This is a genomic window from Leifsonia sp. Root112D2 (assembly GCF_001424905.1).
GTDB lineage: Bacteria > Actinomycetota > Actinomycetes > Actinomycetales > Microbacteriaceae > Root112D2.
Genome location: NZ_LMCU01000001.1, coordinates 1,343,892 through 1,367,804 on the forward strand (window position 1 = coordinate 1,343,892; position 23,913 = coordinate 1,367,804).

Below are 23,913 nucleotides of genomic sequence, written 5' to 3' on the forward strand. Positions count from 1 at the left end.
TCCGCGGCGGGCACGAGCCCTGAAATCATTACCGTAGCCCATGGTGTTAATTCGTCCCGGTGACGATGGCTCTGATCACCGCCAGCGGCAGCTTCGGCTTCCGATCCTCGGTGAGCAGGCCGTTCGCCTCCTGCATCGTGTCGGTGAGCTGGGTGTAGCACGTGCCGACGAGTACCGTGCTGCTTCGCAGCGCGTCGTACAGGTCACGCAACTGCTTCTCGAATTGTTCGACGGTGTTCGCGCTCGAATATCCCCAGCTGTCGCCAGCGCCGTTCCCCCGCCCAGCCCGCAGCTCGATGCCGCCGAACTCCGTGAGCATGAACGGCGCATCCTCGCGCAGCGAGTCGGTGAGTACCATCGTGCGACCGGCGGGGCCGATGCCGTTGCGCAATGCGGCGAGGCCTTCGGGCCCGCGGTACCGGGCGCGAACGGTCGCCGGGTCGTGGTCGTAGTCGTGCACCGAGAAGATGTCCGACTCCAGGTGCTCCCAGCCATCGTTCGAGATGACGGGCCGCGACGGGTCGATTGCTCGCGTCAGCTGAACGAGCGCTCGCGCGAACGCGCGTTGTGCGGGGTCGTGCGCGACGTCCTGGATGCCCCAACTCTCGTTCAGCGGAACCCACGTGACGATCGACGGATGCGACCGGTCGCGGTCGAGCGCGGCCAGCCATTCGTGGGTGAGCCGCTCCACGGCGGTCGAGGAGAATCGATAGGCGGCGGGGGCCTCGGCCCACAGCAGGAGCCCTTGGCGGTCGGCCCAGTAGAGAAATGCGGGATCCTCGATCTTCTGGTGCACGCGGGCGGAGTTGAAGCCCAGCGCGAGAATCAACTCGACCTCTTCTCGCAGCGCATCCGGGTGTGGAGCTGCAAGGTGCGATTGCGGCCAGAACCCCTGGCTGAGCACCGATCTGAGGTAGCAGGGGAGGTCATTGAGCAGGAGCTGCCCGTCGCGGATCGAAACCGTTCTGAGACCGAGGTAGCTGTATACGGTGTCGATCGGGTGGCCGTCGTTCTCAACGATGACTGCCGCGTCAACCAGCTGCGGCGAGGCGGGTGACCAGAGGATGCCCTCTCGGTCCTGTCCGTTCTGCAATCGCGGCACCGTGATGGTTCCGGTGTGCCTCTGCGACACAAGCTGCGTGGAGAGCTCGGCGATCGTCTCTTCTCCGTGCACCAGCTCGATCCGGCAACTGGTGCCCGGAGCCGGCGGACGGTTCAGGCGCAGTTCGTATTCCACCGTGCCGCGAGAGAGCTGCGGCGTGAAGTGCACCTGCTCCACGAAAACTTCCGGAGTGGCTTCGAGCCATACGGTCTGCCAGATGCCGGTGGTGCGGTGGTACCAGATCACGTGGGGTTCTTCGAGCCAGTCCTGTTTGCCGCGCGGCTGCTCGACGTCGTCGGCCCGATCCTCCGCCCGCACGGTGATGTGCTGGGCGATGCCCTCGACGATGGCGTCGGTGATGTCGAACGAGAACGGGGTGTGGCCACCCTCATGGCTTCCGACGAGTTTTCCATTGACCCAGACCCTGCTGCGGTAGTCGACGGCTCCGAAATGCAGGTGGATGCGTGGTCGGCTCGGGTGAAATCCTGCCTCGAGCACGGCCTGCCAGGGCACGTCTCGCTGGTACCACACAACGTCGTGGAATCCGCCGTCTCCCACACCCGAGGCGGGGCTCTCGGGCGGGTAGGGAACGGTGATCGACCCATCGAGACGATGGGCGGAACCGTACCAGCCCTCCCGCTCTCCAACCTCGGCATCGTCGTGCGCGAAGCGCCACGTTCCGTCGAGCGTCGACCAGCGCTCGCGCAGCAGCTGAGGGCGCGGGCGGGCAACGGAGAGCCGACTGGCCCGGAGCGCGGAGGAGTCGTTCATTTACTCGGCGTCCTTTGGAGAGAGACTCGCGGCTTTCTTCGGAAACGAGGCGGCGGCCTCTGTCGGTGTTCGTCGCATAGTGCCATCGTGCTCCTCGGTGAGGTCGATGAGCCCCATCCGCCGCAGAAAAGGTGTGAGACCGCGCCCGGTTTCGGCGAACACCTCCGATGTCGCGTCACGGGAGGTCTCCGGCTGCAGCACGAACTCTTCGACATTGTGCCCGCCCGAGGCGTACGACCAATCAACGAAGTCGAGCAGCGGCCACCAGGTCAGGCCGCGCACATCCACTCCCTCGCGGTGCAATTGGCGCACGGTCGTGGTGGCGGCTTCGAGCCAATCCCGACGCAGGCGTTCCGGGCCCTCGATGCTGGTCTCGGTGACCAGCATCGGCATCCCGTATCGTTCCTGCCACTCCATCAGAACCGCACGAAGGCCGTCGCTCCATCGGTTGGCGGTGACCTGGCGCACGGTGCCATCGAACCGCTCGAGTATGCGAGGGGTCAGGTCGGGGTAGTAGTTGACACCCAGCAGGTCGATGACCGGCGCACTGCTCTGCAGCTCGTCGAGGTGCTCGCGTGGTGTTCCGTGCTCGACAAGCCAGCTGTGCAGCGGATGCGTCTGGTCGACCCGACCGAGGATCAGATCCGTGGGCAGCGGCGCGAGTGAGCGAAGAAGCTCGACCTCGTCGACCAGCCCGTCGTCTTCGGTCTCGTAGAGGGCCGAGGCCTCGACGTGCACGATGACCGCGTCGGGGTTGGCGTGCCGCACGGCGGCGATGGAATTTTGCACCCCTCGGGCGATGGCCACCGTGACGGTGCTCCAGCCATCCCATCCGGTCAGGGCGGGCGGCCACACGCCGCGAAGTCCGCAGAAGGATGCTGTGGTCAGCGGCTCGTTCACCGGCGTGATGTGGTCGACCACCCCGCGATAGCGCGCGGCGAATGCCCCGGCGAATTCGGCGAGTGCCTCGGGGAATCCGGGATCGGCGAACGACCCCTCCAACCAAGTGGGTGTTCCATAGTGCACCAGGTCGGCAATCACCGTGAGTCCATGTTCGTGCACGGCCAGGTGGATCCGCTCGTCGAGTCGGCTCCAGTCGAACCGGCCGGGGGCGATGTGCACGAGCGGCCAGCTGACGCCGTATCGCAGACCTGTGGCGCCGAGCTCGGATGCGGTGGCGATGTCGGAACGCCAGTTTCGGTCGTGGGCAGTGAGTTCGAACTCGTTCAGCGGCCCCATGGTCGAACCCGGCGCCGGGTAGACGCAGGTGTCCTCGATTCCGATCAGCCAGCGCAGCCGGTCGTGGGGGAAGCCTTCGATGAATGTGGTCACTTGAGTCCTGTCGTTGCGACACCCGCGACAAAGTATCGCTGGGCGAGGAAAAAGGCGATAGCGATGGGAAGCAGCGAGAGCACGGCTCCGGCCATCAGCACGGCGTGATCTGTCACGTGCTGCCCGCCGAAGAGCGCGAGTCCGGCCGGGAGCGTGCGCATATTCGGTGTGCTGGTCACGACCAGCGGCCAGAGAAGGTCGTTCCACAGGGCGGTGAAGTTGAGAACGGCCACGGTGGCGATGGCCGGCTTCGCGAGCGGCAGGATGATCTGCCAATAGATGCGGAAGTGTCCGGCACCATCGATGCGGGCGGCCTCATCGAGCTCGCGCGGGATCGAGACGAAGAATTGGCGAAAGAGGAAGATTCCGAATGCGCTGGTGGCGCGCGGGATGATGAGTCCCTGGTAGCTGTTCAGCCAGTCGAGATGGAACAGCTCGATGAACACCGGGATCAACGTCACCTGGAACGGCACCATCAGGGTGACGAGTACCAGCCAGAAGGCGAGATTCCTCCCCCGAAAGTTGAGTCGTGCCAGCGCGTATGCGCACATCGAGTCGAACAACAGTGTCAACACGGTGGTGATGCCGGCGAAGACGATGGTGTTGAACACGAGCAGCAGGAAGGGGATCTGCTCCCAGACGCCCTGGTAGCCGTGCAACGTCCACTCGGTGGGGAACAGGCTCGCGGGGTTGCCGAAGAGATCGCGTTCGGTGCGGAACGAGGTGGAGAGCATCCAGATAAAGGGAACCAGGGCCAGCACGAGGCCTACACCGACGAAGATCCACTTCGAGGCGGCCGAGAGACGCGAGGAAGGCCGGAGGCTTCTGCGGCGAAGCGTGTCAGTCGACATCGTTGTACCTGAAGATTCTGAGTTGAAGGGCGGAGATGATCACTATCACCAGGAACAGGGCCCAGGAGATGGCGGCCGCATAACCGGTGTGGAAGTTCACGAACCCCTCCCGGAACAGCAGGGTGACGAGCGTCTCTGTGGAGAACAGCGGGCCGCCCCCGGTCATCACATAGACCAGGTCGAAGAGCTGGAACGACTGGATCGTCATGATGAGCGTTCCGAAGAGCATCGTCGGGCGCAATGCCGGGAGGGTGATGTAGCGCAGCAGTTGCATCGAGCCCGCCCCATCCAGGCGAGCCGCTTCGTAGCGCTCGGACGGCACGCCCTTGAGGCCGGCGATGAGGATGATCATCACGAATCCGGCGTTCTTCCAGATGTTCACGAAGATGATCGTGGAAAGCGCCAGTTCGGGGGATTGCAGAAAGCCGATCTTGCCCAGGCCGAGTGCAGAGGTGATGCCGCCGATCAGCCCGAGTTCGGGGTCGAGCAGAAAGCGCCAGACCAGGCCGATCGAGGTCAGGGAGACGACCGTCGGAAAGAAGAACGCCGACCGGATCATGCGGGTGCCGAGCCCCTCGCCGGCGAGGGCCAGGGCGAGCGCGAGCCCGATGGCCACGATTCCGACGACAGAAACGACGGTGATAGTCGTGGTCTGAAGCAGCGCGCCCCAGAATTTCGAGTCCTGCGTGAGAGCAATGTAATTGCCGAGCCCGACCCACGGTTGCTCGGTGGCGCCGATGGTCCAGTCGTGCAGGCTGTACCAGAACGAGACCAGGATCGGCCAGAGTACGAATACGCCCAGGATGAGAAAGCTGGGGGCAAGAAAGAGGAGGGCCGGAGAGAGGCGCAACCGGCGTGACCGGGAGCCGCGGCCCGACCCGGTCCGGGAGCCGTGCTTCGGCTCCCGGACCTGTGTCAGAACAGTCATTTCGTTGTGCAGCCCGAGAGTTCGTTGAGCTTCTTGGATGCGGTGGAGGTGCCCTCGTCGATGGAGGTTCCCCGGGTCAGGCTTCCAATCAGCGGAACGTAGGCGTCCGTGTCGATCTGGGTGGCGTTCGGCACCTGCGGCAGGTACAACCGGGAGTCGGGCACCTGTGAGGCGAAGACCGACACCACGGGGTTGGCCTTGAGGTCGGCGTCGTCTGCCAGGTCGGTGCGCAGGGACGGGAAGCCCGTCGAGAGCGAGAACTTCTTCTGCGCCGTCGCGCCGGTCCAGTAGGCCAGGAACTCCTGCGCCTCCTGGGGGTGCTTGGACTTCGCGGAGATGGCCAACGGCGCGGTGGATCCGAGGGTGACCGGCTTGCCCGAGGTAGACACGGGCACCGGGACGATGCCCAGGTCGATGCCGGCGGATTTGAAGCCGGGCGCGGCCCACGGGCCATTGATCTCCATCGCGGCCTTTCCGGCGGAGAACAGCGCGTCAGCCTCCGCGCCGGTCAGTCCCACCGGGGAGATCTTGTCTTTGACGACGAGATCGACCCACGGCTTCAGGCTGTCCCTGCCCGCGGTGCTGTCGAGCACGCTGCAGTTCTTCTGGTTGACGATGTCGCCGCCCTCCAGCCACTGCAGCACCGGCCACATCTGAATGGTGTTGTTGTCGGCGAGCACGAGACCGTAGGTTCCGTTCTTCGTCAGCTTCTTCGCGGCATCCTTCAGCTCTGCCACCGTGGTCGGGGGAGTCACCCCTGCGGCGGTGAAGAGCGCCTTGTTGTAGTACAGGCTCAACGTGGCGTAGTTGGCCGGCACGGCGTAGAGCTTCTTGTCATAGGTGAACTCGTTGACGAGCGCGGGCGCGAAGTCCTTGACGTTGATCTTCGAGGCGCCCTCGCCCGTCAGGGTGAGCGGAAGTACCGAGTTGGTCTTCACGTATTGCGCTATGACGTTCGGATCGGACGCGGGAGCGGCAATGTCGGGGCCTTGTCCGGTCATCCACGCCGAGGGCAGCTTCTGCTGGATGGTGTCCCAGGGCTCCGCCGACATGGTGACCTTGACCTTCGTCTGGGACGCGTTGAAGTCCTTGACGATCTGTTCGTAGCCCGGTGCATCGCCACCTGTGAAACCGGTCCAGACGGAGAGTTCGACGGGTCCATCGGATGTCGAACCGCTGCCGCCGGAGCATCCGGTGACGATCAGGCCGAGCGCCGCAGCGACGGCCACCGCGGCAAGCTGTTTCTTGTAGTGCATGGGACTCTCCTTCGAGCATTCGGATTGACGACGGAATCTGCTTCATCGTTAAAGCAGCATGATATGCGAGGAGCGTCGCGAAGCGCAAGCTCGAGAAACAGCTCGGGTGTGCGGTGCGCGATACTTCTTCGGCGGTTCGGCCGTGCACTCTCTAGAATCGCGAGAGTCGACGTACTTTCGTTCGGCGCCGATCGCAGGAGGGCACATGAGCGCTCGAGCCAATCAGGCGCGGCTCATCGTTGCCCAGTTGCTGGGCGGCGTGGGAATCGCATCCGGTGTCGCCGTCGGCGGGCTGCTCGCCGAGCGCGTCGCGGGCAACACGCAGAGCGCCGGCTTCGCGCAGACCGCGGCGGTGATCGGGGCGGGAGTGCTCGCGATTCCGCTGGCGCGTCTTGCCGCCAGGCGGGGGCGACGCGCCTCGCTGACGCTCGGGTTCGGACTCGGTGCCGTTGGAGCCGTCGTAGTTCTCGCGGCGGTCATCGGCCAGCAGTTCTGGCTGCTGCTCGCCGGCATGATGCTGTTCGGATCCGGCACCGCCACCAACCTGCAGTCGCGCTATGCCGCGACCGAGCTGGTCGAGCCGAGGCATCAGGCGCGGGCCATGTCGATCGTGCTCTGGGCCACGACGGTCGGCTCCGTCGCCGGACCGAATCTCTCCGAGCCCGGCAACAACCTCGGCTCCGCGATCGGGCTCGAGCCCTTCGCCGGGCCCTACCTGTTCTCCGTGGTCGCCTTCCTCCTGGCCGCGCTCGTCGTTGCGACGCTGCGCATGGGGTTGCCGCCGGGCAGCAGACCGCGTCGCGCTCGCGGCGCTTCCGTCACTGCTGGGGTGGATGCGACGGCTGTTGTCGCGGATGCCGGCGCGGTTTCTGGCGCGGATGCCGGCGCGGAGCATCCGAAACCGGTGACGGTGCTCGCGGCGCTGCGTATCGCTGCGCGCGATCGCCACGCGCTCTTCGCTCTTGTGGCGATTGTCGCAGGGCAAATGATGATGGTCTCTGTGATGGTGATGACGCCGGTGAGCATGAGCCATGACGGCATGTCGCTCGAGCTCGTCGGGCTGGTCATCAGCGTGCACATTCTCGGCATGTACGCCGCCAGCCCGCTCTTCGGCGCGCTCTCCGACAGGATCGGCCCGAAAGCCGTCGTGCTGCTTGGCGCGCTGCTGTTCGTGACGGCCTTCACGCTCGGGGCGATGGATGCGACGGCGCCGCACTCCGACATGGGCCGCATCATGGTGTCTCTCGGCCTGCTCGGGCTCGGCTGGTCGGCGTCGATCATCGGCGGATCGACGCTGCTCACGCAATCCGTCTCGCCGTCAGCGCGCGTGCCGCTGCAGGGGGCGGTGGACGCCATGATGAACCTCGGCGCCGCCGCGCTCGCGGCCGTCGCTGGCCCGGTTCTGGCCTGGGGCGGCTTTCTGGCCGTCAACGTCATGGCGGCGTGCATTCTGGCGCCGCTGATCGTGCTCGGCGTGCGCTCGCTTGCCGCAGGCGTGCGCCCCGGTGGTCAGCGGGACGCGGTTTCGGCCTCGACTTCCGGGGATGGTGTCGAGGGCGACTGAACCCCGTTCTTCCACACCCGTCTCACGAGCGGCACCCCCGGGCGGTAGGCGAGGTGCACGTACGATGGCGCGGCGAGCTCAACCAGGTCTGCTCGACCGCCGACTGCGATGCGCCCAATGTCGGTGCGCCGCAACGCCGCGGCGCCGCCCGCGGTGGCGGCCCACAGCGCCTCGGCCGGGGTCATGCGCAGCTCCCGCACCGCGAGCGCGATGCAGAACGGCATCGACGAGGTGAACGACGAGCCCGGGTTGCAGTCGCTCGCGAGGGCGACGGTGACGCCCGCGTCGATCAGGCGGCGGGCATCCGGGTATGGATGCCGCGTGGAGAATTCGACGCCGGGAAGCAGGGTGGCGACGGTGCCGGGCTGGCCGCCTGCCCCGCTCGCGGCCAATGCGGCAATGTCGTCGTCGGTGAGATAGGTGCAATGGTCGACGCTGGCGGCGCCCAGCTCGACGGCGAGGCGCACACCCGGGCCGGTGCCCAGCTGGCTGGCGTGCACGCGCAGGCCGAGCCCGCGGGCGGCCCCGGCCTCGAGGATGCGCCGCGACTGCGCGGGCGTGAAGGCGCCGGTCTCGCAGAACACATCGATCCACCGCGCGTGCGGCGCACAGGCATCGAGCATCTCGCCGACCACGAGGTCGACGTATCCCTCGGCGTCGTCGTCGAACTCGGGCGGCACGACATGCGCCCCGAGGAATGTCGTCTCCTCGGTGACGGCCGTGGCCGCCTCGAGAATGCGCCGCTCGTCGTTCACCGTCAGCCCGTAACCGCTCTTCACTTCGACGGTGGTTGTGCCCTGTGCGAGCATTTCCGCGACAAAATCGCGCGCACGGTCGATTAAGTCCGTCGTTTTCGACTCGCGCGTTGCGGCGACGGTGGCGCGTATTCCTCCAGCGGAATATGTGTCACCCGCCATGCGGGCCTCGAACTCGTCGGCGCGGTCGCCGCCGAAGACGATGTGGCTGTGGCTGTCGACGAAGCCCGGAATGACGGCGTGACCGCCCAGATCGATCACCGCATTGACGGATGCCTCGCTCGGCGCGGCAGGCGCCGCGCCCACCCACGCGACCCGTCCGCTCTCGACCAGCACCGCGGCATCCGCCACGATGCCCAGCGGTCCGTGCGTGCGCCCCGCGCCGGGCTCGTTTGTCACGAGCTGGCCTATGTTCGTGAGCAGCGTGGTCATGCCGACCTAGCCTTCCCACATCGGCACGCGCAGGCCGCGCTCGCGCGCCACCTCGGCGGCGCGCTCGTAGCCGGCATCCACGTGGCGCATCACGCCGGTGCCCGGATCGTTGGTGAGCACGCGCTCGATCTTCTGCGCGGCCAGCGCCGTGCCGTCGGCCACCGTCACCTGCCCGGCGTGGATCGAGCGGCCGATGCCCACGCCGCCGCCGTGGTGGATCGACACCCAGGTGGCACCGGATGCCGTGTTCAGCAGAGCGTTCAGCAGCGGCCAGTCGGCGATTGCGTCGGACCCGTCGGCCATGCCCTCGGTCTCGCGATACGGCGAGGCGACCGAGCCGGAGTCGAGGTGATCGCGCCCGATCACTATCGGGGCGCTGATCTCCCCCGACGCCACCATCTCGTTGAACTTCAGCCCGGCCAGGTGTCGCTCCTTGTAGCCGAGCCAGCAGATGCGCGCGGGCAGACCCTCGAAGTGCACCTTCTCCTGCGCCTGGGTGATCCAGCGCCGCAGGTGTTCGTCGTGCGGGAACAACTCGAGAATCGCGCGGTCCGTCGCGGCGATGTCAGCGGGCTCGCCCGAGAGCGCCGCCCAGCGGAACGGCCCCTTGCCCTCGGCGAACAGCGGTCGGATGTACGCGGGCACGAAGCCCGGAAACTCGAAGGCGCGCTCATAGCCGCCGTTGCGAGCCTCCGCCCGAATGGAGTTGCCGTAGTCGAAGACCTCGGCACCGGCATCCTGAAACTCCACCATCGCCCGCACCTGTTTCGCCATGGATGCCTGCGCGCGCCTCGTGAAGTCCTCCGGGTCGGCCTCGGCCAGGGCGTGCCATTCCTGCACGCTGACGCCCTCGGGCAGGTAGCTGAGCGGGTCGTGTGCACTGGTCTGGTCGGTGACGATGTCGACGCCGACCCCACGCCGCAACAACTCGGGGAAGATCGTGGCCGCATTACCGACGAGCCCCACCGAGAGCGGATGCTTCGCCTCCTTCGCGACGATCACCCGCGTGAGCGCGTCATCGATGTCATCCGTCAGCTCGTCCAGGTAGCCGTGGTCGACGCGACGCTGCAGCCGCGCGCGGTCGACATCCACGATGAGCACGACGCCCTCGTTCATGGTGACGGCGAGGGGCTGCGCCCCGCCCATGCCGCCGCATCCGCCGGTGAGGGTGAGGGTGCCGGCCAGCGTCCCCTTGAACCGTTTGTCGGCGATTGCGGCGAAGGTTTCATAGGTGCCCTGCAGGATGCCCTGGGTGCCGATGTAGATCCACGAACCGGCGGTCATCTGGCCATACATGGTGAGCCCGAGGGCCTCGAGCCGGCGGAACTCGGGCCACGTCGCCCAATCGCCCACGAGATTCGAGTTGGCGATGAGCACGCGCGGCGCCCACTCGTGCGTGCGGAACACGCCGACCGGTTTGCCCGATTGCACGAGCAACGTCTCGTCATCCTCGAGCGTGGTGAGGGTGCGCACAATCGCGTCGTACGCCTCCCAGCTGCGCGCGGCCTTGCCGGTGCCGCCGTAGACGACGAGGTCGTCGGGGCGCTCGGCCACCTCGGGGTCGAGGTTGTTCATGAGCATGCGCAGCGGAGCCTCGGTCTGCCAGCTCTTCGCGGTCAGCGTCGTTCCGTGCGCGGCGCGCACGGTGCGTGGTTCGGTCATGCTTCGATCAGACACCAGCGGATGCCCCGCGACAACGCCCCCGAGCGCCGCGCCGTCTGGCATCCCAGACAGCAGCTCAGCGCGTTGGTTGAGGAGAGCGAGGAACGAGCGTCTCGAAACCAACCCGCGCGGGTCGGTTTCGAGACGAGGCCTCCTCCGTCGACCTCTCCTCAACCAGCCGTTCCTCAGCGCAGGCTGGCGTCGGCCGCAGCGCCAATCTCCTCGGCGAGCGCCGCGAGCACGCGCGAGTGCAGTCGCCACTGCTGCCAGTAGAGCGGCACGTCGATCGGGTCGTCTCCGATCGCCACGAGCTCCCCGGATGCCTCCAGAGAACCGATCTGCGCCTCGGGCAGCATTCCCCAGCCGAGGCCGAGCTGCACCGCGCTCGCATACTCCGCCGAGGCCGGAACGAAGTGTCGCGGCGGGTTGGCCCGGCGCCCCGCATGCCGCCGCAGATAGCGATCCTGCAGATCATCGCTGCGGTCGTAGATGACCACCGGCGCCACCCGAAGCTCGGCCGCCGTTGCGGCGACCGAACCCGTCGCATCCGCACCCCCGAACCACCGAATCGCGAACTCCGGGCTTGCCATCGCCCGGTACCGCATGCGCCCGAGCGCGCGCACCTCGCAGCCCTGCACCGGCGTGGCCACCGAGGTGATGGCGGCCATCACGCTACCGTCGCGCAGCCGAGCCGTCGAGTGATCCTGGTCCTCCCGAAACACGTCGAACACGACACGGTGAGCGGATGCGACGCGAGCGAGCGCGGGCAGCGCCCACGTCGCGAGGGAGTCCGAGTTGATGACAATCGGAATGGCGATCGGCGCGTCTGTTGGCACCGTGGCGTCCGGCGCAGCTGCCGCGTTCTCGGCGCCGAGCGCGCGTGCCGTCTCGGCCTCGAGCAGTGTGATCTGCCGGGCGAGCCGCAGCACGGTCTCGCCGGATTCGGTCGTGCGCACGGGTTTGCTGCGCTGCAGCAGCACACGGCCGACCGCGCCCTCGAGCGCCTTGATGCGCTGGCTGATCGCGGAGGGCGTCACCTGCAGAGCGCGCGCGGCCGCCTCGAAGGTGCCGTGATCGATCACGGCCACGAAGGCACGCAACTGGTCCAGGGGAAGCTCCATCATGAGAAATTCTAATGCAGCATCAGAAACATTAGCTGGAGCGGTGGCTGGAGCATCCGTAATGTGGTCAGCTATGGAGAGCTTTGCGCAGCTGATCGGTGCGGCGGCCGCCGGGCTCGGGGTCGGCCTGTCGCTCATCGTCGCGATAGGCGCGCAGAACGCTTTCGTGCTGCGCCAGGGCATCCGCCGCGAGCATGTGCTGCCCATCGTCGTGATCTGCACGCTGTCGGATGCCGTGCTCATTCTGGCCGGCATCAGCGGCATCGGCTTCGTTGTCGCGAAGGCGCCGGTCGTGCTCACGATCATCCGCTTCGGCGGGGCGGCGTTCCTGATTGCGTACGCTGCGCTGGCGGCGAGGCGCGCGTTCCGCCGAGAAGCGTTGCGAGCGGATGCCAACGGTGGCGTACCGCGCCCGTCGTTGCGTGCCGCGGCGCTCACCGTGCTCGCCCTAACCTGGCTGAACCCGCACGTCTATCTGGACACCGTTCTGCTGCTCGGTTCCGTCGCGAACACGCATGGCGAGTCGGGCCGCTGGGCGTTCGGCGCCGGCGCCGTCGTGGCCAGCGCGCTCTGGTTCTGCGCCCTCGGATTCGGCGCCAGGTTTCTCGGGCCGCTGTTCGCCCGGCCGCTCCCATGGCGCGTGCTCGACGCCGCCATCGCTGTCACGATGCTCGCGCTCGGCATCCGCCTGCTCGTCGTGCCGTGACGCGAATGGTTCGTTAGCTTGTCTGCGCCCGTGACTCGACGAGTTCGGCGAGCTGTCTGGTGACGGTGCCCCAGCCATCGTGGAAGCCGAGTTGTTCGTGCCGGTCTCGATCGGCGACATTGCGGTGCATAGCGGTAGCGGTGTATTCGGTGCCGTCCGGATGCTCCTTCATGGTGATAACGGCGCTCACGAATGATGCCTCCGAGGGGCGCCAGCCGGCTATGAGCGCGTCGGTGAAGACGATGCGCTCGAGTTCGTCGACCGCGAGGAAGCAGCCGGTGATGTGAGGGCCGAAAACGATGCCGTCCTGGCTTATCTCGGTGCGGAAGGACCCGCCGGGGCGCAGGTCCATCTCGCGCACGCGGCAGACCTCCGGCGCCGGAACCCACCATTGCTCAAAACGTGAAGGATCGGTCCAGGCCTGCCACACCGTCGAGCGCGGGGCTTTGATGATGCGCGAGACGGCGAGGTCGAGCTCGGGGTGAGGAGGAGTGATCATGCGGACGGTTCCTTGTCATGAGTAGTGGTGACGAAGTGCTCGAGCCGGTCGGTGCGACTTTCCCAGATGCTTCGCTGTTCGCCGAGCCAGCTTTCGATCACGGTGAACGACTTCTTCTCGAGCGTGCAGGTTCGCACGCGGCCGGTTTTGCGCGTTCTGATCCAGCCGGTGTCTTCGAGGTAGCGGATGTGCTTCATGAACGACGGCAGCGCCATCTCGAACGGCGCCGCTAACTCGCCGATGCTCGCCGGCCCGGTGCCCAACCGGCCCAGTACCGCGCGGCGGGTGGGATCGGCGAGGGCTTGAAAGACACCGTCGAGCTGGGATGAATACTGAGCCATGCGGCTAGGTTATATAAAATGAACACTAAGCACAAGGGCTAAGTATTGACTGCACTCGGTGACGGGCTATCGGTGCAAGGGGCTGCGGCGATTAGTGGATCGCGTCGCTGTTTCCCTGCGGAAGCTCTTGCCAGGGTAGCCACTGTCCGGCAGGGGGTAGCGAGGTTCGCGCGAGCGTCACGCGCTCGTCAGGCAGTTCCTTGGTGCGGCTGCGCCCGGATCGCATCCCGGCACCCGGCTCATCAAGCCGAAACTCGATCCAGCGACCCGGCCAAGGGTCGAATCGCTCGGAATAGCCGCCCGAGACGACGGTACGCACCGTCCATTCAAGTTCTTCAGCCAGCCCCGTGAGGTCATCGTCACAGGCATCGCAGCCGCAATCGGGGAAGTGAAAGTCGTGGAGCAAACCGGCGTGAAGGTACACAGCCGGGAACCGCGTGAGTACAAATGTCAGCGGGGCCGCGGTCGGATCGCGGGGCACGACCCGTATGGCGCGAACGACATCGTCTGGCTTGAGGAGGAAATCGGTAGCGGCCGTCGGCGTTTCCTCGACGGTCACGTCGAAGGCACTCTGCAGCCACTCGATCAGGGCAGTGGCCACGTCGTGCAGAGGCGCGAAACGCTGCAGATTACTCATCCGGGAGTATGCGTCATCGGGTGGAGAATCTCTTGCCCATCGATTGCCGTAGTCGATCACGCCACCCTGCTCGTCGCGGTAGGTCTCGACCGGGAACGTGGGGCGTCGGTACTCGGTCATGTTTCCACGCTAGCGGTGAGCGTTGCCTTCATCGAGCACCCGCGTAGTCAACTGAACAGCTTGAGGGTCTCCAACCCACGCTCGCTGATGCTGACGACATACGGTCCCGCTTGAGTCGATGCGCGCCGGAAGATGGCCTTCTCGTGATCGAGCAAACGCTGCACCTTCTGCGTTCCGGTGAGTTGGTTCCTGCCGAGGGCGAAAACGCGGGCCGTGGCCGCAACAACCGCTCGCGCCTCAAGCGGGCGCTTAGCAATCGCCTTGTCGCCGGTGAGCAACACTTCGCCCTCACCGCTCGCATCCCGAATCCAGTCGATGTCGGCGAGGGCCTGCGCGGTGACGGAGCCGTAGCGCTCTCGCATGCTGACAACTTGCCACCCGGCGGCGCGAAGTGCCTTGGGCACCTCATGGTCGCCGAGACTGCGGTCTGAGAAAAACCGCAATTCCGTCACGTGCGCCTACGCCGCCGCGAGTGCGAGGTTCTCGACGGTCGATGTGGGTATGTCGTAGTCGGCGGCCACATCTTGGATGGTCTCGCCGGAGGCGATGCGATCGAGTACATCGTCGACTCGGACACCGTACTCACTCAGTGTTGGTTGACCGAAATTGATTTCCGGGTCGATCGTGTACTCCGCGCCATTTGCACGTGGGATGCGCACCTGCCCAATGAACCCGTTGCGGTAGTTCACCTGCTTGAGGTGCTCGCGGACAATCTCCCCAAACGTCGCCTGTCCATTCCGCACCACAACGAGCCGGTTGTCGTCGAACGCCGAATTTGTCTGCCGCAGATCCCAGAGTATCTCTGCACCGTCAGTCTTCAACCGATCACTCGCCAGCGCATGCTCGATACCGATCTGCGTGCGTAGTTGCTCAAGCGCGGGGCGGATACGCGACACGGGCACGCCCGCCTTGGTGAAGGCTCGCACGATCCACGCCTCGGCGAGACCGATGAATGGCACTGTATAGCCGCGGCCAGGGCGCTGGACAGTGATGAACGCCGGCTTTCTGTTCCCGGAAGTCGTCGCGTAGCCGCTAGCCCAGTGATTGAATGTCGATTGCGGAAGGCCGAGCATAGTAGAAGCCTCACTCTGTGTGTACAGAGGAATCAGATTGAGTTCGTCCACGATAACCTCCTCCTGTCGACGTCAAGGCTAGCAACCCCGGCACGTGTCGAGCACGAGCCACTCGGGCTGAAGCCCAGTCTAGAAGTGACCGCCGACGTCTGACTGCATGAGAGACACGCCCCTCTCGATCTCGGGTGACAGAAAGCGGCCATGCTCCGGGCCGGATGCGACGCTGCGCACCACTTGGCGGGAGCCAGCGGTCGCACCGCGCGCGGATCAGGCGGCCAGATGGAACGTGCTCGCGAAGCGGTCGAGGAGCTCGCCGTGCCCGCGCAACACCTCGACCACGCCGGTCGCGATCGCGCGATCCGCGGCTAGCTCGCCAGAGATGAGCCGGCGGATGCCCGGGCCCGCGGCGAAGGCGAGATCGACCGGCCCATCTCCTCGCGTTACCTCGAGTGCGGAGCCATCCACCCGGATGAGCAGCTCGGCGGCACCGAAGCGCGCCGCGTACGCGGTGGTCGGCAGCTTCGCCGCCACCTGCGCCCGGAAGGCGGTGCGCAGCGCCATGGTCATCGAGTCCGGAGTGATGATCTGCTCCTCACGCGGATCGCCCATGGCTTTGAAGCCCCAGGCGCCGAGCGCGAGCACGACGGGCTCGAGCTCACGGCCATAAGGCGTCAACTCGTAGACGATGACGCGCGAGTGCGGCACGCGGCGCAGGATGCCGACCGCCTGCAACTCCTTGAGTCGCGTTGCCAGAATGTTGCTCGGAATTCGCGGGAGCCCCGCGGCGAGCTCTCCGTAGCGGCGCGGCCCGACGAGCAGGTCGCGCACGATGAGCAGGGCCCAGCGTTCACCGATGAGTTCGACAGCCCGCGTGACGCCGCAGTACTGCCCGTAGTCGCGTGCGGCCAACGACCTCAGGCCTGCTGATTCGCGAAAGCCTCGGGACCCTGCTCGGCGGCGGTCGGATCCATCCAGCCGAATTCGAGGATGTTGCCGTCGGGATCGTTGAGCTGGCGCTGGTACATGAAGCCGTAGTCCGAGGCGGGGCGCGGCTCCGCGCCGCCCGCTGCGATGCCGTCGGCGATCGCCTTGTCGACGGCTTCACGAGTGTCGAGGAAGATCGCGGTCGACACCGACGGGTTCACTGCCGGGTCGCCGATCGGAAGCTCGGTGAAGGTCTGGAAGTAGTCGCGCACCAGAATCATGAAGTAGCTGTGGTCTTCTTCGACGACGACGCAGGCCGCGTTGTGATCGGTGAAGAGCGGATTGATGGTGAATCCGAGGGCGGTGTAGAACCTTTTCGCGCGCCCCAGATCGGTCACCGGCAGGTTGACGAACATCGCGGTCATGGTGGTCTCCTCTTCGTGGGTCCGGTACGTGGACGGTGACAATACTTGCAAAAAACAAGTACTGCGTCAAGAGCTCGGGTCACGGCGACAGCGTGATGCGGTGACCCTCCATCGGGGCAAGCGAAACGCTCACCGGGTGCTGGCCCGATGAGCGTTCCACCGTTCTGTCCGAACCCCTCTACAGGTAGGGCCGGGTGATGAGTTCGATCGCGTGGCCGGAAGGGTCCTTGAAATACACCCCTCGTCCTCCGTGTTCGGTGTTTGTCTCCCCCGGACGGGTCATCTGCGGATCCGCCCAGTGGGTCACATCCCCGTCGACCAGACGCGAGTATGCACGGTCGAAGAGCTTGTCGTCGACCAGGAATGCGTAATGCTGCATCTGGATCTCGACGGGCGGCTCCGCGAACTGCAGCATCACTCCATCGTCGAGGAGGATGTTGGTGAACAGGCCCCAGGAAGGAGCTTCCGAGGCCTCAATGAGATTCCGATAGAACTCGGCAGACTCGTTGCGATCCTTCGAGGCGATGATGGTGTGGTTGAACGTTGCTGAAATGGTGACTCTCCTGTTTCTCTGCTTGTGCCTGACGTGTACTCGACGCCACTCGACGCGTGGGCATGCGAACGGCGCGCCAGAAGGAATGGGGGCGCTCGCGAGCGGCGAGACGGTTGCTCGAGCGAGGAGAACGGATGCGGCGGTCGCGACGACCACCGCAGCCTCAGAGAACTACCGGTTTACCAAACTGTGCATGGCATAGAGCCGATCCGGTAATCACACCCCAACGATAACGCAGCAGCGTCCGGCAGTGAGCCAACCCGTGAACGCCGCAAGCCGAAGGTCTTGCGCGGCGGCGCATCCGGAGATAACATACAACCAAATGGTTGTACAAGAACTCACAGACGAAGACGTGAACCGCATCTTCCGGGCGCTCGCCGACGCAACGCGACGTGACATCGTACGCCGCACCCTGCTCGCCGAGGCCTCAGTCTCGCAACTGGCGGATGCGTATGACATGTCATTCGCGGCAGTGCAGAAGCACGTCGCGGTATTGGAGGAGGCGAGGCTCGTGGCCAAGGAACCTCGCGGTCGCGAACGGATGGTGCGAGGAGACCCCGAGCGCATCCGTCAAGCCCAGCGCCTTCTCGACCAATTCGAACAGATCTGGCGATCGAGGATCGACCGCCTCGACGCCCTCCTCGCCGAGGGCGAGACCCCATCCACCCAGAAAGGCTGATCATGCCCGTCATCTCCGTCGAGAAAGATCTCGACCTGCTCACCATCACGATCGTCGCCGAGTTCGCCGCCCCTCTCCGTCGACTGTGGGACGCCTACACCGATCCCCGGCAGATCGAGCGCTTCTGGGGTCCGCCTACATACCCCGCGACCTTCCTCCGTCACGATGCCATCACCGGTGGCCGCAGCGTTTACAAGATGACCGGACGTGAGGGCGACGAGCACTACGGATGCTGGGAGTGGACATCCGTGCAGGCGCCCGACGCATTCGAGGTGGTCGATTCCTTCGCGGATGCGACGGGCAAGCCGAACACGACCCTTCCGACCATGCGCACGGCCTTCGCCTTCGAGCCGATCGACGCCGGATCCCGTCTCGTCACCACGTCGCGCTTCGACTCTCTTGAGCAGCTCGAGCAACTGCTCGAGATGGGGATGCTCGAGGGCACCCGCGAGGCGATGTCCCAGATCGACACCGTGCTCGCCGACCTCGCGGCCTTCGCCGCCGACCGTGCGGTGGAGGCGCAGGTCCTCAGCGAAACGCAGGTGCGTGTGGCACGCGTCATCCGCGGCTCCCTGGAGCAGGTGTGGCGCGCACACAACGATGCCGACCTGCTGAAGAAGTGGCTGCTCGGGCCCGACGGTTGGACAATGCCGGTGTGCGAGATCGCGGCGAAGGCCGGCGACAGCTACCGCTACGAGTGGGAGAACGAAGTCGGCGGAGATCGCTTCGGATTCACCGGCGAGCTGCTGGAGTCGGAGGAGCCCTCTCGCTCCGTCACAACCGAAGCGATGATCGGAATGGACTTTCCGGCGACGCTGAACGAACTCACCCTGACGCCGGTTGAGGGCGGCACGCTCCTCTCCCTCGTCATCACCTACGCGAACGCCGAGCAGCGCGACGCCGTGCTCGCCACGGGTATGACCGGCGGCATGGAGACAAGCTACGCGCGGCTCGAGGGAATTCTGGAGTCGGCAGTCGCGTAAGTCACGTTCCAGCAGGTGGAGCGTCGGTGTTCGGCGTTCGAGTGTCTACCGGAACTGCTTCAAGGCGTGGCTGTAAAGGTTCGGGTTGTCGCGGGTTTCGGCGGCCACCACAAGGGCGTGCTCTCCTATGACTCGTGTGTAAGCGCCAAGGCAGGGGATGACGACGATTTTGCTCAGCCCTGCGTGCCAGGCTGGGACTAGCGCATCAAGCGACAGGCGTTCCGGTTGCTCTTCAGGATCTCGTGGGAGAAGCCGAGACCGAGCGTCAGACTTAGCCAGGTTCCATGTCGTGTATCGGTCAGTGAAAGCTTCAGCACCAAACTCGTCGCGCCACGATGGGCCGACGAGCTGGCGGTATTTCCGGCCGGTGTTGTAGGCACACTCGAGGTCGCATTTCGATCCAGATCGGATGCCGGCAGAGGAACCTTTAGAGGCACGTCGAATAACGCGCGTGTAGTGGCTAGATCAGTTGCCGCTCGAAGACGATGTTGACCGGCGTGAATCCTTGTGATTCGAAGAAGCCGTGCGCGTCAGTATTAAAGTGCCATGAGTCAAGTCGCAGCGTCGACACGTTCAACGTGCGGGCCAGGCTCACCACTGCGTCCATGAGTCGTTGTCCGATACCGGTAGCTTGGGAGCTCGGTTCGACAGAGATGTGATGGATGTAGAGCACGGACGAGGCTTGCATGAATGGGTTGGCATCGCGGGTTCTGTGTTCTGCAATCAGATAGCCGATCGGCCCTGACGCTCCTGTCTCGGCGACGAGAACATGACTGCCCTCGGCGAGCTGGGATCGGAAGAACTCTCTGATGTCATCGGCAACAGGCTCGTTGAACAAGTCTGGGCGTCCGTCCGCGTGCAGTTGTTGGATGCCGATACCGAGTTGTGTTAACGCGTCGAGGTCAACGTCTTCCGCATGACGAATCTCAACTCCTCGATCGGCATCTTCCATGATCACAATCTACGTGGTGGTCCTAGCCACGTCATCCGACACTCAGACCTGCAGCGGGGTAGCGGGCGCCCCCGAAAGCGGGTCGGTCGTCGGCTTAGCCGCTCAGGAGAGTTCGACCGCGGAAACGCGCTGGCCCATGTTTCCGTGTAGTGACTCATCGAGGTTAGCCCTCGAGCACGCGGGCCAACCGCGCTGTGACGCACCGGTCCTTGAGCCGATCGAAGCACCTGCGAGCTCTGCTGCCTGCGCATAACTCATGCAGAATCGGGGGCTTATCCTGAGTCTTCCGTGAATATTCGCGGGTTGCCGCGTGGGCCGATCGCAAACTGCATGAGTTATGCGCAGTTGCTTCGGCGAACTCGGCAAGCGGTAGCTTCGGCGACCGGAGGCGCTCTACTCCAGCGCCCCGGTGACTCCCTCGGCGGCGGCGAGCACGGCGCCCGACTGCACGAGGCCGACGACCCCCTCGATCTCGGGCGAGAGAAAACGGTCATGACCCGGGCCGGATGCGACGCTGCGCACGAGCGCGCGCACCGCACCCGTTGCGGCCCCCGGCTCGAGCGGCGCTCGCAGATCGAGCGCCCGCGACGAGGTCATGATCTCGATCGCCAGCACCCGACCGAGTCCATCGAGCGAGCGGCGCAGCTTGCGTGCCGCCGCCCACCCCATCGACACGTGATCCTCCTGCATCGCCGAGGAGGGGATCGAATCGACCGACGCGGGCACGGCCAGACGCTTGAGCTCGGAGACGATCCCCGCCGCCGTGTACTGCGCGATCATCAGCCCCGAGTCGACCCCGGCCTCGTGCGCGAGAAACGGCGGCAGCCCCTTGCTGCGCGACACATCGAGGTGCCGGTCGGTGCGGCGCTCGCTCATGCTCGCCACGTCCGCGGCGGCTATCGCGAGAAAGTCGAGCACGTAGCCGATCGGGGCGCCGTGGAAATTGCCGTTGGACTCCACCCGGCCGTCGAGGGTGACCACCGGGTTGTCGACGGCGCTCTCGAGTTCGCGGGCAGCGACATCCGCCGCGTGCGAGGCCGTGTCGCGGGCCGCACCGTGCACCTGGGGGGCGCAGCGCAGCGAGTACGCATCCTGCACGCTGGGGTCTTCGGGGCCGGCATGGCTTGCCACGATGGGGGAGCCGGCGAGCAGCGCGCGCAGATTCGCGGCCGAGAGCCCTTGGCCGGTCTGCGGGCGCAGCGCCTGCAGATCGGCGGCGAACACGGCATCGGTGCCGAGCAGGGCCTCGACGCTCATGGCCGCGGCGACATCCGCGGTCTTCATGAGGCGGCGCAGATCGTCGAGGGCGAGCAGGAGCATGCCGAGCATGCCGTCGGTGCCGTTGATGAGGGCGAGCCCCTCCTTCTCGGCGAGCTGCACGGGCCGGATGCCTGCGGCGGCGAGTGCGTCACTCGCGTCGCGCTCGTCACCGTTCGTGTCGCGCACCGTGCCCTCGCCCATCACGGCGAGTGCGCAGTGGGCCAGTGGTGCGAGGTCGCCAGAGCAGCCGAGCGAGCCGTACTCGCGCACGATCGGCGTGATGCCCGCGTTGAGCACCGCGGCGTACGTTTCAGCGGTCTCGGCGCGCACACCAGTGCGCCCGGTCATGAGGGTTGAGAGGCGAAGCAGCATGAGAGCGCGCACGACCTCGCGCTCGACCTCCGGCCCGCTGCCGGCGGCGTGCGAGCGCACCAGGCTGGCCTGCAACTGCGCGCGGCGGTCGGAGGCGATGTAGGTGGTCGCGAGGGCGCCGAATCCGGTGGAGATGCCGTAGTGCGGCTCGGTGTCGTCGGTGAGGGAGTCGATAATCGCACGGGTGGCCCGCACCCCGTCGAGGGCAGCGGGGTCGAGCTCGATGCGCGCGCCGCGGCGGGCGACGGCGACGACGTCGTCGAACGAGACGGCGCCCGTGCCGACCGTGACGCTGGCGGGGGTGGCGGTGTTGGCGGTGTCGCTGGCGGTGGCGGGCTGCTCGATTGCGGCTGGGGTGCTCGTGGTCATGCTCCGATTCGAACACCGCCGATGCCGCGCTACAACGCCGCTCGACGGGTCGCTGTCTGGCATCCCAGACGGGGCTAGGGTGATGGCATGACGGATGGGACGGGTGCGGTTGTGGGCGTCGCCGCCGGAGCTGAAGCGCCCGCGCCCGCTGCCTCGAAGGTCCCCGCGGCCGAGAACACGCTGCGGGTGCTGAGCTATCTTGCGGCGCAGCGGGGGCCGGTCGCGGCATCCACTCTCGCTGGTGCACTCGAGCTGCCGCGTTCGACCGTCTACCACCTGCTCGCGGTGCTCGCCGAGCACGGTTTCGTGGTGCACCTGCCCGAGGAGCGCCGCTACGGTTTGGGGGTCGCGGCCTTCGAACTCAGCTCGGGATTCTCTCGCCAGCAGCCGCTCACCCGCCTCGGTCGGCCGCTCATCGCGCACCTCGTCGACAGCCTCGGCGAGAGCGCGCACCTGGTCGTGCTGCACGGTCGCGACGTGCTTTACCTCGTCGAGGAGCGTGCCCCGCACCGACCCTCCCTCGTCACGGATGTCGGCGTGCGGCTCCCCGCGCAGCTCACCGCGAGCGGGCGCGCGCTCCTCGCCGCGCTGCCGCCAGCCCAGTTGCGTGCCCTGTTTCCGGATGCCGCGGCTTTCGTCTCCCGCACGGATGCCGGCCCCCGCCGCTACTCGCAATTGCGCACCATCGTGCAGCGCGTTCGACAGGACGGGTACGCGGTCGAAGACGGCGAGATCACGCCGGGCATCGCATCCGTCGCGGTCGCCGTGCTCGACCACGCGGGCTGGCCTGCCGCGGGCATCGCGGTTACATTCCCGCGCGAGAATATAGCGCGTGAGCGCTGGCCGGCGCTCGCCGCCGAGATTCAAACGACCGCCGCAGAACTCTCCCGTCGCATCCGCGGCCACCCCGGCCGCCCCGCGTAGCCGCCCGCTTTCCTGGCACGCCCGTCCTCCTGCGCGTAACTCATGCAGAATCGAAGAGTGCCGCCGAACTCCCGCGGAATTCCGGCCTCTGTGTGTCGCGGATCACAGATTGCATGAGTTATGCGCAGGAGCAGATGCCCGCTGGCGGAATACGCTCGTCTCATGGCGAACAGGCTTGAGCGTGCGGCCGAGCGGGTCTCCCCGGTGGAGTTGCTCTTTGACCTGGTGTTCGTGTTCACCATCACCCAGGTGACCGAGGTGGTGGTTCATCCCGGCGGCTGGGTCGGCGTCGGTCAGGCCGCACTGACGCTCGCCATCGTGTATTGGATGTACGACGGCTTCGCCTGGCTGACTAATCAGGCGGGCGGCTCCGGCACGGTTCTGCGCCTCGGGCTCGTGGTCGCCATGATCGCCTTTCTGCTGCTTGCCGTCGCGATTCCGCAGGCGCTTGGCGAGCGGGCGCTGCTGTTCGGCGTGGCATATCTCGTGATTGTGCTGCTGCACAGCGGGCTGTTCGGCGCGGCCGCCACGCGGCAGGCATCTAGGGCGATACTGCGGGTGATGCCGTTCAACGTGGGCGGCGCGCTCGTGCTCGTCGCGGCCGCCTTCGTGCCCGAACCCTGGCGCTGGGCGATGTTTCTGCTCGCGGTGGCGGTGTTTCTGTCATCGACGTTCTGGCATGCATCACGAGGATTCGATGTGGGCGGATCGCACTTCGTCGAACGACACGGGCTGCTCATGATCATCGCATTCGGCGAGGCCATCGTGTCGGTCGGAGTCGGCGCCGCGGGGGTGGGGGTGAGCGCGGATGTGATAGTCGCGATTGTGCTCTGCGTCGGCGTCGTGGCGGCGATGTGGTGGTGCTACTTCTCCGGAGATGCCGACCGTGCAGACGAGACGATGACGACCGCCGCGACGCGTCGCCGCTCCACACTGGCGCTCACCGCGTTCGGATTCGACCATGTCGTCATGATCTTCGGACTCGTGCTCTTCGCCGCCGGCGTGCGGCTGTCGATCGACGACGTGTTCGCCACTGCGACGCCGCAGGTGGCCTGGCTGCTCGCATCCGGAGTGGGGCTCTATCTGCTCGGCGACGCGCGCTATCGCCAGGAACTCGCGCTCGGCCCGGCGCTCTGGCGGTACGTAGGAGCCGTGGCGTGCGCGTTAACGGGGCTGCTCGCATCCGTCGTGCCGGTCGCCGTGCAGCTGGGCGTGCTGCTCGTGCTCCTCATCCTCGTAGTAAGCATCGGGAATCTCACGAGCCTGCCTGGGCCACCGCGTCGGCGAAGGGCGTGAGCGGATGCTGCGCGTGACTTAAGCGG

The 23,913-nt window shown here is 66.2% G+C and carries 24 protein-coding genes; 6 read left to right on the forward strand and 18 right to left on the reverse strand.

Going from position 1 to position 23,913, the window contains the following annotated elements:
- Window positions 1-46: 46 nt before the first annotated feature.
- Genes ASC63_RS06235 through ASC63_RS06255 form a run of 5 tightly spaced genes read right to left on the reverse strand, consistent with a single transcriptional unit; the run spans window position 47 to window position 6,240 of the window.
- Entirely contained in the window at window positions 47-1,873 is a 1,827-nt protein-coding gene (locus tag ASC63_RS06235) for a glycoside hydrolase family 2 protein (protein ID WP_055810869.1), read from the reverse strand.
- Window positions 1,874-3,205: a family 1 glycosylhydrolase gene (locus ASC63_RS06240; protein ID WP_055810871.1), complete on the reverse strand. Its 1,332-nt coding sequence runs from the start codon at window positions 3,203-3,205 to the stop codon at window positions 1,874-1,876.
- Window positions 3,202-4,056, reverse strand: a complete 855-nt coding sequence (locus ASC63_RS06245; protein WP_082487306.1) for a carbohydrate ABC transporter permease — start codon at window positions 4,054-4,056, stop codon at window positions 3,202-3,204. The genes ASC63_RS06240 and ASC63_RS06245 overlap by 4 nt, the downstream gene beginning before the upstream one ends.
- The gene (locus ASC63_RS06250) at window positions 4,046-4,984 is read right to left on the reverse strand and encodes a carbohydrate ABC transporter permease (protein WP_082487307.1); all 939 of its coding nucleotides are present in this window, start codon (window positions 4,982-4,984) and stop codon (window positions 4,046-4,048) included. Before ASC63_RS06250 ends, ASC63_RS06245 begins: the two co-directional genes overlap by 11 nt.
- Window positions 4,981-6,240, reverse strand: coding sequence for an ABC transporter substrate-binding protein (locus tag ASC63_RS06255; RefSeq protein ID WP_055810874.1), 1,260 nt, complete (start codon window positions 6,238-6,240; stop codon window positions 4,981-4,983). The genes ASC63_RS06250 and ASC63_RS06255 overlap by 4 nt, the downstream gene beginning before the upstream one ends.
- Window positions 6,241-6,445: 205 nt before the next feature.
- On the opposite strand from ASC63_RS06255, the gene ASC63_RS06260 reads away from it, so the two are divergent.
- Window positions 6,446-7,804 carry an MFS transporter gene (locus ASC63_RS06260; RefSeq protein ID WP_082487707.1) on the forward strand — a complete coding sequence of 453 codons (1,359 nt, stop codon included), beginning with the start codon at window positions 6,446-6,448 and terminating at the stop codon, window positions 7,802-7,804.
- Here the strand turns inward: ASC63_RS06260 and hutI are convergent.
- The 3 genes from hutI to ASC63_RS06275 all read right to left on the reverse strand — a co-directional run bounded on the left by hutI (window position 7,750) and on the right by ASC63_RS06275 (window position 11,777).
- Window positions 7,750-8,991: an imidazolonepropionase gene (gene hutI, locus ASC63_RS06265; protein ID WP_055810878.1), complete on the reverse strand. Its 1,242-nt coding sequence runs from the start codon at window positions 8,989-8,991 to the stop codon at window positions 7,750-7,752. The two genes, ASC63_RS06260 and hutI, sit on opposite strands and share 55 nt — an antisense overlap.
- 6 nt (window positions 8,992-8,997) lie before the next feature.
- Window positions 8,998-10,653, reverse strand: coding sequence for a urocanate hydratase (gene hutU, locus ASC63_RS06270; RefSeq protein ID WP_055810879.1), 1,656 nt, complete (start codon window positions 10,651-10,653; stop codon window positions 8,998-9,000).
- Window positions 10,654-10,838: 185 nt separating this feature from the next.
- Complete coding sequence (locus tag ASC63_RS06275; protein ID WP_200936795.1) at window positions 10,839-11,777, reverse strand: LysR family transcriptional regulator ArgP; 939 nt, start codon at window positions 11,775-11,777, stop codon at window positions 10,839-10,841.
- Between the two features lie 70 nt (window positions 11,778-11,847).
- On the opposite strand from ASC63_RS06275, the gene ASC63_RS06280 reads away from it, so the two are divergent.
- Window positions 11,848-12,480 (forward strand): LysE/ArgO family amino acid transporter, encoded by a 633-nt coding sequence (locus ASC63_RS06280; RefSeq protein ID WP_157487597.1) that lies wholly within the window; start codon window positions 11,848-11,850, stop codon window positions 12,478-12,480.
- Between the two features lie 13 nt (window positions 12,481-12,493).
- On the opposite strand, the gene ASC63_RS06285 is transcribed toward ASC63_RS06280, so the two are convergent.
- The 8 genes from ASC63_RS06285 to ASC63_RS06320 form a co-directional block, all read right to left on the reverse strand.
- Complete coding sequence (locus ASC63_RS06285) at window positions 12,494-12,979, reverse strand: SRPBCC family protein (protein WP_055810885.1); 486 nt, start codon at window positions 12,977-12,979, stop codon at window positions 12,494-12,496.
- The gene (locus tag ASC63_RS06290; protein ID WP_055810887.1) at window positions 12,976-13,320 is read right to left on the reverse strand and encodes an ArsR/SmtB family transcription factor; all 345 of its coding nucleotides are present in this window, start codon (window positions 13,318-13,320) and stop codon (window positions 12,976-12,978) included. The genes ASC63_RS06285 and ASC63_RS06290 overlap by 4 nt, the downstream gene beginning before the upstream one ends.
- Before the next feature lie 91 nt (window positions 13,321-13,411).
- Window positions 13,412-14,077 (reverse strand): DUF6226 family protein, encoded by a 666-nt coding sequence (locus ASC63_RS06295; RefSeq protein WP_055810889.1) that lies wholly within the window; start codon window positions 14,075-14,077, stop codon window positions 13,412-13,414.
- 47 nt (window positions 14,078-14,124) lie between these two features.
- A complete protein-coding gene (locus tag ASC63_RS06300) occupies window positions 14,125-14,529 on the reverse strand; it encodes a hypothetical protein (protein WP_055810892.1) in 405 nt (134 codons plus the stop codon).
- 6 nt (window positions 14,530-14,535) lie between these two features.
- Entirely contained in the window at window positions 14,536-15,201 is a 666-nt protein-coding gene (locus ASC63_RS06305; RefSeq protein ID WP_157487599.1) for a DUF433 domain-containing protein, read from the reverse strand.
- A 216-nt stretch (window positions 15,202-15,417) separates the two neighbouring features.
- Window positions 15,418-16,059: a winged helix-turn-helix transcriptional regulator gene (locus ASC63_RS06310; RefSeq protein WP_055810896.1), complete on the reverse strand. Its 642-nt coding sequence runs from the start codon at window positions 16,057-16,059 to the stop codon at window positions 15,418-15,420.
- A 5-nt stretch (window positions 16,060-16,064) separates the two neighbouring features.
- The gene (locus ASC63_RS06315; protein WP_055810898.1) at window positions 16,065-16,499 is read right to left on the reverse strand and encodes a VOC family protein; all 435 of its coding nucleotides are present in this window, start codon (window positions 16,497-16,499) and stop codon (window positions 16,065-16,067) included.
- Window positions 16,500-16,677: 178 nt separating this feature from the next.
- Window positions 16,678-17,208, reverse strand: a complete 531-nt coding sequence (locus ASC63_RS06320; protein WP_327063332.1) for a VOC family protein — start codon at window positions 17,206-17,208, stop codon at window positions 16,678-16,680.
- Window positions 17,209-17,374: 166 nt separating this feature from the next.
- Here ASC63_RS06320 and ASC63_RS06325 point away from each other — a divergent pair, with 166 nt between their 5' ends.
- Together ASC63_RS06325 and ASC63_RS06330 are read left to right on the forward strand one after the other, a co-directional pair.
- On the forward strand, window positions 17,375-17,731 hold the full coding sequence (locus ASC63_RS06325; protein WP_055810899.1) for an ArsR/SmtB family transcription factor: 357 nt from the start codon (window positions 17,375-17,377) through the stop codon (window positions 17,729-17,731).
- A 2-nt stretch (window positions 17,732-17,733) separates the two neighbouring features.
- The gene (locus tag ASC63_RS06330; protein WP_055810901.1) at window positions 17,734-18,714 is read left to right on the forward strand and encodes an SRPBCC family protein; all 981 of its coding nucleotides are present in this window, start codon (window positions 17,734-17,736) and stop codon (window positions 18,712-18,714) included.
- 460 nt (window positions 18,715-19,174) lie between these two features.
- Here ASC63_RS06330 and ASC63_RS06335 read toward each other — a convergent pair whose 3' ends face one another.
- The gene (locus tag ASC63_RS06335; protein ID WP_157487600.1) at window positions 19,175-19,666 is read right to left on the reverse strand and encodes a GNAT family N-acetyltransferase; all 492 of its coding nucleotides are present in this window, start codon (window positions 19,664-19,666) and stop codon (window positions 19,175-19,177) included.
- Between the two features lie 393 nt (window positions 19,667-20,059).
- A complete protein-coding gene (hutH, locus tag ASC63_RS06340) occupies window positions 20,060-21,667 on the reverse strand; it encodes a histidine ammonia-lyase (RefSeq protein WP_082487309.1) in 1,608 nt (535 codons plus the stop codon).
- A gap of 87 nt (window positions 21,668-21,754) precedes the next feature.
- On the opposite strand from hutH, the gene ASC63_RS06345 reads away from it, so the two are divergent.
- Entirely contained in the window at window positions 21,755-22,591 is an 837-nt protein-coding gene (locus tag ASC63_RS06345) for an IclR family transcriptional regulator (protein WP_082487312.1), read from the forward strand.
- Window positions 22,592-22,753: 162 nt separating this feature from the next.
- Entirely contained in the window at window positions 22,754-23,887 is a 1,134-nt protein-coding gene (locus tag ASC63_RS06350; protein WP_055810905.1) for a low temperature requirement protein A, read from the forward strand.
- Window positions 23,888-23,913 lie beyond the last annotated feature (26 nt).